At 48.5% G+C, this 11,271-nt stretch carries 11 protein-coding genes and 1 riboswitch; all 11 genes read right to left on the minus strand.

From position 1 onward, the window contains the following. Positions 1–6: 6 nt before the first annotated feature. The 11 genes from KNQ09_RS09315 to KNQ09_RS09365 all read right to left on the minus strand — a co-directional run bounded on the left by KNQ09_RS09315 (position 7) and on the right by KNQ09_RS09365 (position 11,042). The gene (locus tag KNQ09_RS09315; RefSeq protein ID WP_064299456.1) at positions 7–1,080 is read right to left on the minus strand and encodes an acyltransferase; all 1,074 of its coding nucleotides are present in this window, start codon (positions 1,078–1,080) and stop codon (positions 7–9) included. 146 nt (positions 1,081–1,226) lie between these two features. Then, positions 1,227–1,778 (minus strand): dihydrofolate reductase family protein, encoded by a 552-nt coding sequence (locus tag KNQ09_RS09320; RefSeq protein ID WP_064299455.1) that lies wholly within the window; start codon positions 1,776–1,778, stop codon positions 1,227–1,229. Positions 1,779–1,863: 85 nt separating this feature from the next. Next, the gene (gene sufB, locus KNQ09_RS09325) at positions 1,864–3,261 is read right to left on the minus strand and encodes a Fe-S cluster assembly protein SufB (protein ID WP_023469154.1); all 1,398 of its coding nucleotides are present in this window, start codon (positions 3,259–3,261) and stop codon (positions 1,864–1,866) included. Positions 3,262–3,297: 36 nt separating this feature from the next. Further along, positions 3,298–3,732: a Fe-S cluster assembly sulfur transfer protein SufU gene (sufU, locus tag KNQ09_RS09330; RefSeq protein WP_023469155.1), complete on the minus strand. Its 435-nt coding sequence runs from the start codon at positions 3,730–3,732 to the stop codon at positions 3,298–3,300. Next, entirely contained in the window at positions 3,722–4,945 is a 1,224-nt protein-coding gene (locus tag KNQ09_RS09335) for a cysteine desulfurase (protein WP_035396382.1), read from the minus strand. The genes sufU and KNQ09_RS09335 overlap by 11 nt, the downstream gene beginning before the upstream one ends. Before the next feature lies 1 nt (position 4,946). Further along, positions 4,947–6,224: a Fe-S cluster assembly protein SufD gene (gene sufD / locus KNQ09_RS09340; RefSeq protein WP_023469157.1), complete on the minus strand. Its 1,278-nt coding sequence runs from the start codon at positions 6,222–6,224 to the stop codon at positions 4,947–4,949. An 18-nt stretch (positions 6,225–6,242) separates the two neighbouring features. Then, positions 6,243–7,028, minus strand: coding sequence for a Fe-S cluster assembly ATPase SufC (gene sufC / locus KNQ09_RS09345; protein WP_023469158.1), 786 nt, complete (start codon positions 7,026–7,028; stop codon positions 6,243–6,245). 133 nt (positions 7,029–7,161) lie between these two features. After that, a complete protein-coding gene (locus KNQ09_RS09350) occupies positions 7,162–8,412 on the minus strand; it encodes an MDR family MFS transporter (RefSeq protein ID WP_064299453.1) in 1,251 nt (416 codons plus the stop codon). Positions 8,413–8,491: 79 nt separating this feature from the next. Then, positions 8,492–9,325, minus strand: coding sequence for a MetQ/NlpA family ABC transporter substrate-binding protein (locus KNQ09_RS09355; protein WP_050678660.1), 834 nt, complete (start codon positions 9,323–9,325; stop codon positions 8,492–8,494). Between the two features lie 32 nt (positions 9,326–9,357). After that, positions 9,358–10,023, minus strand: a complete 666-nt coding sequence (locus tag KNQ09_RS09360) for a methionine ABC transporter permease (RefSeq protein ID WP_064299452.1) — start codon at positions 10,021–10,023, stop codon at positions 9,358–9,360. Continuing rightward, positions 10,020–11,042: a methionine ABC transporter ATP-binding protein gene (locus tag KNQ09_RS09365; RefSeq protein WP_023469162.1), complete on the minus strand. Its 1,023-nt coding sequence runs from the start codon at positions 11,040–11,042 to the stop codon at positions 10,020–10,022. The genes KNQ09_RS09360 and KNQ09_RS09365 overlap by 4 nt, the downstream gene beginning before the upstream one ends. 78 nt (positions 11,043–11,120) lie before the next feature. Beyond that, positions 11,121–11,225, minus strand: a riboswitch (SAM riboswitch). Between the last annotated feature and the right edge of the window lie 46 nt (positions 11,226–11,271).

Here is an 11,271-nt window from a genome sequence, read left to right on the forward strand (position 1 = left end):
TTCTCATCATGAAGCAGTAGACTGTGCCTCGACGATTTTCGGAGCAGGAGCTCTTCGTTTTGGAACCGGAACGATATAGTTTCCGTACGGCAATAGACTGATCACATAAGAGACAGAAATCGAAGCCGCAAGCGTGACGATCATCGCACAAATGAACATACTCGCAGAGTCGAAGTAAGCGAAGAGATCCGTTCGACCGATTCCGCGAATGACGAGCGGATGAATCAGGTAAATCCCCATCGAATGCGTTCCGATCGTCTGGAAGATGCGCATCGCTGTCGCATCCGTCTGGACACGGCGGAAGACGTAGTTCAAGACGACGAGGACGAACGGGATGTACACAAGGTTCGAAATGTTCGTCGACGTGTACGTCCGCTCTAGGTCGATACTGATCCAAATATCAAGGATGATCAATCCACTGATCAGCAATAAGATTGTCCGATGACGCTTTAGAATCTGTTGAATCTCTTCATAATAGACGGCATATGTAATCCCCATCATGAAATAGGCAATCCAATTGAGTAAGAAAGATCGGCTATTGACGAGTCGATCCAGAAACTCGATGTCTGTCGTTAAGTTTCCTGAAGTCAGCCAGAAGTAGTTGACGCCCATCGCCGCCACTGTCGCGACAAGCAGCAATGTTCCTTTCTTAAGTCGTGCAAGTACCGGAAATACGACATAAAACTGAAGTACCGTCAAAATGAAGTACAGATGGAAGTTTGCTGTTCCATAAAGGAAGTAATCCGATAGCGGCATACCTGGTTTTAAACTATCTTCTACATGATAACGATACACGAGGTAGATCGTGCTCCAAATCAGGTAAGGAATAAAGATTTTAGAGAAACGTGACTTGACGAATGTTCCGAAATCGAATCCTTTGCGCTGGACCATCGACATCAACAGAAACGCACTGATGATGGCAAAGATCGGCGTACCAATCCGAGAAAATTGATCGATGTAACCAATCGCTTCATTTTCGAATTCCCCTTTCGAGTGATACAAACCGGCGATGACATGGACAGCGACGACCATGATTGCCGCAATCGATCGAATGACAGGAATTTCTTGATAAAATTTCATTTTTTCACACCTTAATCATGTTTATATATTTTTTCACAAAAGTTATTATAATCTATTTTCGTCCAAATTAAATGATAATATCCAAATTTTATCGGATGTAACGAAAAAGAATCCCTTTTGAAATAAGAGACTCTTTTTTGTGAAGACTAGATTTTTTCATAAGATAACGCGATACATCCGGAAGCAAAGACGCGTGTTTCGACTAACCGTAGCGTCTGTGGTTGATCAAATACCGGAAACATCCGTTTTCCACCACCGAGCAGAACGGGGTAGATCACGACATGATAGCGATCGACGAGTCCAAGCTCAATTGCTTCAGAAGCAAGCGTCGCCCCACCGATCGCAATCTGTTTTCCAGGCAATGCTTTTAGTGCTTGAAGTTCCTCGGTAAGTGACTTGGTCGCTAGACGCGCATTTCTTGTGACGGAATCAAGCGTCCGCGAGAAGACGACCTTCTCAAGCGATTGCCAGGTTTTCGCATACTCAACGACAATCGGCTCGTCTTCCTGATCCGCTGTCTCCCAGTATTGCATCATCTCGTACAAACGGCGTCCGTAGACATGGGTATCGAACGCTTTCTCGTAGTCATTGAAATACTGATGTAATTCCGCATCCGGTGAAGCGAAATCGATCCTTCCTGACGCATCCTCGATGTAACCGTCAAGCGAGACTTGAAAGGAATAGACGATGTCACGCATAGTAACCCCTCCTTTTTCATTCTTTACCCGAATAACCATTTCATGAAAAAAACTCCCCCATCCGTAGATGAGAGAGTAAGACGAATTATCCGATTGAACCTTCCATCTCGAACTTGATGAGACGGTTCATTTCGACCGCATATTCCATTGGAAGTTCTTTTGTGAATGGCTCGATGAAGCCCATGACGATCATTTCCGTTGCTTCCTCTTGTGAGATCCCGCGGCTCATGAGGTAGAACAATTGCTCTTCCGAGACCTTCGAGACTTTCGCTTCGTGCTCGAGCGAAATGTTATCGTTGAGGATTTCGTTGTACGGAATCGTATCCGACGTCGATTGGTTATCCATGATGAGCGTATCACATTCGATGTTCGAACGTGCACCTGTCGCTTTACGTCCGAAGTGAACGATACCGCGGTACGTGACTTTACCACCGTGTTTTGAGATCGACTTCGAGACGATCGTCGACGACGTGTTCGGTGCTAAGTGAATCATCTTCGCACCCGCATCTTGGTGTTGACCTTTACCAGCGATTGCGATCGACAATGTCATACCACGTGAACCTTCACCTTTAAGGATGACGGCTGGGTATTTCATCGTCAGTTTCGAACCGATGTTACCATCGACCCATTCCATCGTTGCGCCAGCTTCACAGATCGCACGCTTCGTAACGAGGTTGTAGACGTTGTTCGCCCAGTTTTGGATCGTTGTATAACGGCAGTAAGCGTTTTTGTTGATGAAGATCTCAACGACCGCTGAGTGAAGCGAGTTCGTCGTGTAGACCGGTGCTGTACATCCTTCGACGTAGTGAACCGATGCTTCGTCATCAACGATGATCAACGTCCGCTCGAATTGACCCATGTTTTCCGAGTTGATCCGGAAGTAGGCTTGAAGCGGCGTGTCGACTTTAACGCCTTTTGGTACGTAGATGAACGATCCACCTGACCAGACCGCTGTGTTCAAAGCTGCGAACTTGTTGTCTGTTGGCGGGATCAATTTTCCGAAGTACTCACGGAAGATATCTTCGTTCTCTTTTAATGCTGTATCTGTATCTTTGAAGACAACACCGATTTCTTCGAGATCTTCCTTCATGTTGTGATAGACGACCTCTGACTCGTACTGAGCCGAGACACCTGCCAAGTATTTTTGCTCTGCTTCAGGGATACCGAGCTTATCAAACGTACGTTTGATTTCTTCCGGTACTTCATCCCACGATTTCTCTGCACGTTCAGACGGCTTGACGTAGTACGTGATGTCGTCGAAGTTCAATTCTGAGAGATCGCCACCCCACGCTGGCATTGCTTGTTCGTTGAAGATCTTGAGTGATTTCAAACGGAAATCAAGCATCCATTGTGGTTCTTCCTTCATTTTCGAGATCGTTTCGACGACTTCAGTCGTCAAGCCACGTCCAGAACGGAAGATCGAGATATCGCGATCGTGGAAACCATATTTATAATCGCCAATTTCCGGCATGTTCTTTGCCATGTTCATTTCCTCCTCTTACTTGCTTGTGACCGAAGTTTACTTCCCTTCTTCTACGCCGCGTTCGAGCGCCTTCCAGGCAAGTGTCGCACATTTGATCCGTGCCGGGAATTTCGTGACACCCGAGAGTGCCTCGACGTCCCCGAGGTCGAACGATTCGTCGTCATAGTCTTTTCCTTGGACCATGTCCGAAAAGATATCCGCGAGTCGTAAGGCTTCTTCGATAGTCTTACCTTTGACGAGTTGCGTCATCATTGAAGCAGACGCCATGCTGATCGAGCAGCCCTCCCCGTCAAATTTCGCATCACGGACGACATCGTCTTCAATCGCGAGCTGGAGACGAATCGTATCGCCGCACGTCGGATTGTTCATGTCGATCGTGACGCCCCCCTCGATCGCACCGCGATTTCGGGGAGTTTTATAGTGATCCATGATCACTTGACGATACAAGTGATCGAGATTGTTAAAATCCATGACTGAAATACTCCTTCGTTTGGCGAAGTCCTGTCACGAGTGCGTCAACCTCTTCTTTCGTGTTGTAGAGATAGAAGCTAGCGCGAGCCGTCGAGCTCGCTCCGAGCCAACGCATCAGGGGCTGTGCACAGTGGTGACCGGCGCGAACCGCGATTCCCTGCATATCAAGGACGGTTGCGACGTCATGTGCATGGACATCACCGAGATTGAACGTGACGAGTCCAACGCGTTCTTCCGGACCGTAAATCGTGAGTCCGTCGATGTCACGCATTTGTGCCATCGCGTACTGCGCGAGTTCACGTTCGTGTGCTTCGACGTTCTCTAAACCAATCTCTTCTAAGAAATCAATCGCTGCCGATAAACCAACGGCACCTGCGATGATTGGTGTGCCCGCTTCGAAACGATATGGAGACGGTTTGAACGTCGACTCTTCAAGACCAACGTAATCAATCATCTCACCACCGAATTCAACCGGTTCCATCGCATTGAGTAATGCCTTTTTCCCGTAAAGAACACCAACGCCTGTCGGACCACACATCTTGTGTGCGGAGAAAGCGAGGAAGTCACAGTCGAGATCCGTGACATTAATCCGTTGGTGTGGTGCACTTTGCGCAGCATCGACGACCATGACGGCACCACGAGCGTGCGCAAGACGAGCGACTTCTTTGATCGGATTGATTGTACCGAGAACGTTCGAGACGTGTGCCATCGCGACGATCTTCGTCCGGTCAGACAGTTGTGCTTCGACCGCTTCGACCGTCACGCGACCATCCGCTGTCAAATCAACGTATTTCAACTTCGCTTTTTTGCGTTTAGCGACTTGTTGCCACGGAATGAGATTCGCATGGTGTTCGAGATATGTGACGACGATCTCGTCGCCTTCTTCGACATGCTCCATGCCGTAGCTAGACGCGACGATGTTGATTGCCGTCGTCGTGCCGCGGGTAAAGATAATTTCTTCATGGTGTTGCGCCTGGATGAAACGACGAACGTTCTCACGCGCACCTTCGTACGCATCCGTCGCTCGTGTTCCGAGCGTATGGACGCCACGGTGCACATTCGAATGAATCGTCTTATAGTAGTCGTCAATCGCATTGATGACGACGAGCGGCTTCTGCGAAGAGGCCGCACTATCGAGATAGACGAGTTTCCGGTCGTTGACCTGTTGGTCGAGGATCGGAAACTGATTGCGGATGGATGCATCGATTCCCATATTAGTTTACTTTCCCTTCGATGACTTGAACGAGACGTTCTTTCACCGAGTCAATCGCAAGTTCCGAGACGACTGGCTGGAGGAATCCGTGAACGACGAGGCGTTCTGCTTCCTTCCGTGAAAGGCCACGGCTCATCAAGTAGTAGAGTTGTAGTTCATCGACACGACCGACAGATGCCGCGTGTCCTGCCATGACGTCATCCTCATCGATCAAGAGGATTGGGTTCGCATCACCACGTGCCTTTTCAGACAACATGAGGACACGTTCCGTTTGAACGCCGTTTGATTTCGAAGCGCCGTGATGGATCATCGACGTTCCGTTGAAGATCGATGTTGCTGCGTCTTTTTGGACACCGTGGATCAAGATGAAACCTTCTGATCCTTTACCGAAGTGGTCCGTCCGGACGTTGAAGTTTTGTTTTTGCTCTCCACGACCGACCGTAACGGCTTTCGTATCTGAGAACGAATCGTTTCCGACGAGGTGTGTTTTTGTTTCTGTAACCGTATGACCGTCATTCATGTGACCGAGTGCCCATTCGAGCTTCGCGCCTTGTTTGACGACACCACGACGGTTCATATACGTGATGGCACCTTTTGATAGCGTGTCGACACCACCGAAGAGAACTTTTGCGTTGTCTTCAACGAAGACTTCTGTGACGACGTTGACGTTATGCGCTTCATCACCATAAGAGACGAAGTTTTCGATATACGTCAGTTCGCTGTCCGCATCTGCGACGATGATCGCGTGATGGTAAAGCGCTGCGCCTGATTGCTCAAGCGTGTAGATCGCTTGCATCGGTACAGAAAGCTTAACGCCTTTTGGTACATAAAGGAACGTACCGCCGTTACGAAGTGCTGCGTTTAATGCCGCAAGACGATCTTCGTTAACTTGAACACCTTCCGTCATGAAGTACTTCTCGACGAGTTCTGGGTGTTGTTTTAATGCGTCTTCGAGCGTCGTGAAGATGACGCCGTTCGCCGCTTCACTGTTTTGCGCGTGGACGAGTTGTCCGTTACGCGTGACGAGCATGTGATCACGGTTCTCGCCGATCAATGCTTCGATATCTGAAGAAAGACCAGTGACGGTTTCGAGTTCCGTCGTACCTTCTGTGAAGTTCCAGCCTTCGATCTTGATTTTTTCTACTTTTGGCAATGCGAGCGTTGGGGCAAGATCAAGCGCGTCTTGACGCTTTGCGACCATCCAAGATGGTTCCCCTAAGCGAGTCGCACGTTCTGCCACTGCCTCGCGATTTACTGCAAGATTCAGTTCTACAGTCATCATGCTTCCTCCCTCGTCTTACGCTTTTGTTTCGATTTCGACGTCTTCGATGCCGAGTTCTTTTTTAACCCAGTCATAACCTTCTGCTTCGAGACGGTGTGCGAGTTCTTTACCACCAGACATGACGATTTTTCCGCCCATCATGATGTGGATGAAGTCTGGCTCGATATAGTTCAAGAGACGTTGGTAGTGCGTGATGATCAAGCAGCCGAATTCAGGTGAACGCATTTCGTTGACACCTTTTGCGACGACTTTCAATGCATCGATATCAAGACCTGAATCGATTTCATCAAGAATCGCGATCGCTGGTTTAAGCATCATCATCTGAAGAATTTCGTTACGTTTCTTTTCTCCACCAGAGAAACCTTCGTTGAGGTAGCGGTGTGCCATTTCTGAAGGCATCTCGAGAAGACCCATTTGTGAATCAAGCTCACGGATGAACTTCATGAGTGAGATTTCATCGCCTTCTTCACGACGCGAGTTGATCGCTGAACGAAGGAAGTCTGAGTTCGTGACACCACTGATTTCGCTTGGGTACTGCATTGCGAGGAACATACCCGCTTGTGCGCGCTCATCGACTTCCATGTCGAGGACGTCTTCGCCGTCGAGTGTGACTGAACCAGATGTCACTTCGTACGATGGGTGACCCATCAATGCTGATGCGAGTGTTGATTTACCTGTCCCGTTTGGTCCCATGACCGCGTGGATTTCCCCGCCTTTGATTTCCAAGTTGACGCCTTTCAAGATTTCCTTGCCGTCGATCGCGACGTGTAGATCTTCAATCTTCAAGTGTGAAGCCTTCATGTTAGAATCCCTCCATCTATTCATTTCGTGACTGACGATTCAGAACACGAGCGTTACTAATTTAGTATCATTCTAATCTTAAAGAAACATCGCGTATTATTCAAGCGTCATCGCTCGCTGATTTTTCTCAAAATCATGCGTTTTGTTGAGAATCATTCGAAAGTTTCACCGGTTCCTCCAGTTCATCGATCGTCGAAGCCCGATGAATCCGTTGTGACAGTAAGAGCAGTGGTATTCCGAATAATGTCAAGCCCGCTAATATCCCGAAAATCGGTAACGGACGGTCCGCTCCATATAAACTTAACAAATGTCCTCCGGCGATCGGACCGATTGATTGTCCGATCGACGTCAAGCCCATCGCCCCGAAGTAACTGCCCCGTAATTCTGGCTTCGCGAACCGATCGGTTAAGATATCAGTCATCGTGAACATCATGACTTCCCCGCACGTGAAGATGAACATCGCGACGATCATCAACCAGATCGCGTTCGCATTTCCCATGATGAACAATCCGATCGCAACAGTCGCAATCCCGGTCGTGATCGAGACGAGTGGTGACGTCTTGACACCAAACTTCATGATTGGATACTGGACGATCAAGACGGTGATTGCATTGATCGTGATTAAGATCGCATAGAGTGTCTTCCCGCCTTCAAGGAGTGACGTTTCCGTCAAGAACTGTGGCAAGGTCGAGTTGAACTGGCTGTAGCCAAAGACCCCGAAGATGATGCCGGCAAGTGCCAGCGTAAAGGCGATATCCGTCCGCAACAGACGAACCGTTGCTCCGAATGACACCTTTTTCCCACCATGCGTCTCGGTGATTGGATAGCGTTTGAATAAGATACCGATCATCACCCCGTACACGATATAGACGAACGCCGTGATGTAAAACGTCGCGGACGTGTTCCCTGCACTCAGCAGCAAGGCGATTCCCGGTCCGATCGCTGCTGCGATGTTGATCATCGCGTAACGGATATTGAAGACGAACAATCGGTTCGCTTCGTCCGTCGTATCACTGATCAGGGCACGGGCGGACGGTTCAAAAATCGAGCGACAGACCCCGTTCAAGGCACTGAGCGTAAAGAATGCCCAGAATGTCTCGACTTGTGCCAGCGCGATGAAGACGACCGCGAACCCAATCGTTCCGGCAAGCATCATCGTCCGCCGTCCATAACGGTCTGACAAAGTACCACCGATGAAGCTCATGACGAGACTGGCGATCGCCGAAATACTGAGCACCCAGCCGACATCGACCGGATCAAACTTCAGGACGGTCGTCATGTAGATGGCGAAGAACGGCATCGTGATGAACGTTCCGAGACGCGAGAAAAACGTCCCGAACAAGACCCCGAGTGTCAACGGATGCAGTTGACGTATGCGTTGCATATGATTCCCCCTAACCCCTGTTTCAGACAAATGAAAAGCATCCTTCCATTATATAGGAAGGATGCCGGTTTCGGTGAACTTATTTGCTGACTGGAACGACCGCACCTTTGTACTTGTCGAGGATCCAATCTTGGTTTTTCTTCTCGTGCAGAACGTCAAGAAGTGCTGTGACACGCTTGTCTTTCTCATCGCCGTCACGTGTGACGATGATGTTGACGTATGGTGAAGACTCATCTTCTGAAGCGATCGCGTCTTTCAGTGGGTTCAGACCGTTATCGATCGCATAGTTCGTGTTGATGAGGACAGCGTCGCCTTCATTGTTTTTATAAGCTTGCGGAAGAAGTGATGCTTCGATGTTCGTCTTGAACTTGAGTTTCTTCGGGTTCTCTGCGATATCACCGAGTTGTGCATCTGTTGTTTTACCGTCTTTAAGCTTGATCAATCCTTCATTTTGAAGGAACGTCAAGACACGACCGCGTTCCGCGACGTTTGAGCTCGTCAGGATCGTTGCACCGTTTGGTAACTTATCGAGTGATTTGTATTTCTTCGAATAAATACCGAGTGGTTCAACGTGGACGCCACCTGCGTTCGCGAACTTATATGATTTGTTTTCTTTCTCTTGTTGCTCAAGATACGGTACGTGCTGGAAGTAGTTCGCATCGATTTCTTTTGAAGCGAGTGCTTTGTTCGGAAGTACGTAATCTTGGAACTTCTTGATTTCAAGCTTGTAACCTTTTGCTTCGTATTCTTTTTTAACGTGCTCAAGAATCTCAGCGTGCGGTACGTTTGATGCACCAACGACGAGTGTTTTGTCGTCGCTACCTGATCCTGATGATTTTTCGCCACATGCAGCAAGGCTGATTGCTAAGACGGATACAGCAGCAGTACCTACGAATTTTTTCCAAACTTTCATGAATGATTCCTCCAATATGAATAAAATTTGAATTAACGTTTATCGATCGCACGGATCAGCAAATCACCAATGATTTGGATGACGAAGACGATCGCTAAGATTAAGAGTGTCGCAATGACGATGACATCGTTTTGAGAACGCTGGAATCCTTCGATGAAGGCCATGTCCCCAAGTCCACCTCCGCCGACTACTCCGGCCATTGCCGTATAACCGACAAGTGAGACGAGTGTGACCGTGATACCAGAAACGATGGCAGGCAACGCTTCCGGGATTAAGACTTTATAGATGATTTGGAACTTCGTCGCCCCCATCGATTCAGCTGCCTCGATGACACCTTTATCGACTTCACGTAACGCGAGTTCAACCATCCGACCGTAAAATGGTGCAGCACCGAAAATCAGTGCCGGTAATGCTGCCGTTGGTCCGAGGAACGAACCGACGATCGCTGTCGTAAATGGAATCAATAAGATCAGTAAGATGATGAACGGAATCGAACGGAAGACGTTGACGATCAAGCTCAACACTGAATAGAACGCCCGATTCTTGAACAATAACTCTTCGTTTGTCGCATACAATAGTAAACCAATGATCAAACCGAGAACGAATGTCGAAACCCCAGCGATTGCCGTCATATAGACGGTACTGCCTGTCGCTTCCCACACCATGTCCCAATCTAGGTTGTCAAAGAATGAAATCATCGGTGATCCACCTCCACTTCAACATCACTGGCTTGAAGCTTCGTGATGACCGCTTGTGTTGCTTCTGTTTCCCCGATCAACTGAATGAACAGTGTACCGAGTGCCCCTTCCTGCGATTGACCGACGTTTCCGCCGATGATATTGAACAGGACCGGTGAATCCTTCATGACTTCCGCGAGGATCGGGCTTTCCGCTGTCGATCCGACGAACGTCAACTGAACGATTTTTCCGGTTGGGTACCGTTCGCGTAGTTTCGCGAACGTTAACTCGTTCTCTGACGGTGACGTCAATTGTTTGACGAATTCCTTCGTCATCGCTTGCTTCGGATGACGGAAGACTTCTGCGACCGGTCCTTGCTCGACGATTTTACCGGCTTCCATGACGGCGACCCGGTGACAGATTTTTTGAATGACGTGCATCTCGTGTGTGATCAAGACGATCGTTAGTTTCAGTTTTTCATTGATGTCGACGAGTAACTCAAGGATTGAGTCCGTCGTCTTCGGATCGAGTGCACTTGTTGCCTCGTCACATAAGAGAACGTCCGGGTTCGATGCCAGTGCCCGAGCGATACCGACACGTTGTTTTTGACCACCGGATAATTGTGACGGATAAGCTTTTTCGCGTCCGTCCAAACCAACGAGTTGGATCAGTTCCGCTACCCGTTCCTTGCGATGTGCTTTCGGGAAGCCACCTAGCTCGAGTGGGAACATGATGTTCTCTTCAACCGTCCGTGACCATAGTAAGTTGAAGTGTTGGAAGACCATCGAGACATTCTTGCGGACGCCTCGTAATTCTTTTGGTTTCAGTGATGTCATTTCAACACCATCGATTTGGATCGAACCACTCGTTGGTGCTTCGAGCATATTCAGTAATCGGATCAGAGTCGATTTCCCTGCTCCGGAATAACCGATTATTCCAAAAATTTCACCGCGCTCGATTGTCAGATCGACATTCGCGACGGCTTCGACCGCTCCGCGCTTTGAGCGATAAATCTTTCCTACGTCTTGTAAACGAATCACAACTGTCCCTCCTAAAATAAAAAAAGTGCGCGCGTTTTAGAGCAAACGCGCGCACTTTTCAGTACACAAAACCATTTGCTCTCATCTCCCAGACTTTTGTCTGCTGGAATTAGCACCACTTCGGATTAGATCCGCGGTTGCCGGGTTTCATCGGGCCAGTCCCTCCACCACTCTCGATAAGAGTTTCGGTATTAAGTTTGTAGAATATATTCTGAATATTAGCAGGGGT

Origin of the sequence: Exiguobacterium sp. s191 (genome assembly GCF_018618955.1) — a bacterium.
GTDB classification, from domain to species: domain Bacteria; phylum Bacillota; class Bacilli; order Exiguobacteriales; family Exiguobacteriaceae; genus Exiguobacterium_A; species Exiguobacterium_A abrahamii.

Coding starts and splice junctions, on each gene's coding strand:
- KNQ09_RS09315 (WP_064299456.1), bottom strand. CDS start 1,080: ATGAAATTTTATCAAGAAATTCCTGTCATTCGATCGATTGCGGCAATC.
- KNQ09_RS09320 (WP_064299455.1), bottom strand. CDS start 1,778: ATGCGTGACATCGTCTATTCCTTTCAAGTCTCGCTTGACGGTTACATC.
- sufB (WP_023469154.1), bottom strand. CDS start 3,261: ATGGCAAAGAACATGCCGGAAATTGGCGATTATAAATATGGTTTCCAC.
- sufU (WP_023469155.1), bottom strand. CDS start 3,732: ATGGATTTTAACAATCTCGATCACTTGTATCGTCAAGTGATCATGGAT.
- KNQ09_RS09335 (WP_035396382.1), bottom strand. CDS start 4,945: ATGGGAATCGATGCATCCATCCGCAATCAGTTTCCGATCCTCGACCAA.
- sufD (WP_023469157.1), bottom strand. CDS start 6,224: ATGACTGTAGAACTGAATCTTGCAGTAAATCGCGAGGCAGTGGCAGAA.
- sufC (WP_023469158.1), bottom strand. CDS start 7,028: ATGAAGGCTTCACACTTGAAGATTGAAGATCTACACGTCGCGATCGAC.
- KNQ09_RS09350 (WP_064299453.1), bottom strand. CDS start 8,412: ATGCAACGCATACGTCAACTGCATCCGTTGACACTCGGGGTCTTGTTC.
- KNQ09_RS09355 (WP_050678660.1), bottom strand. CDS start 9,325: ATGAAAGTTTGGAAAAAATTCGTAGGTACTGCTGCTGTATCCGTCTTA.
- KNQ09_RS09360 (WP_064299452.1), bottom strand. CDS start 10,023: ATGATTTCATTCTTTGACAACCTAGATTGGGACATGGTGTGGGAAGCG.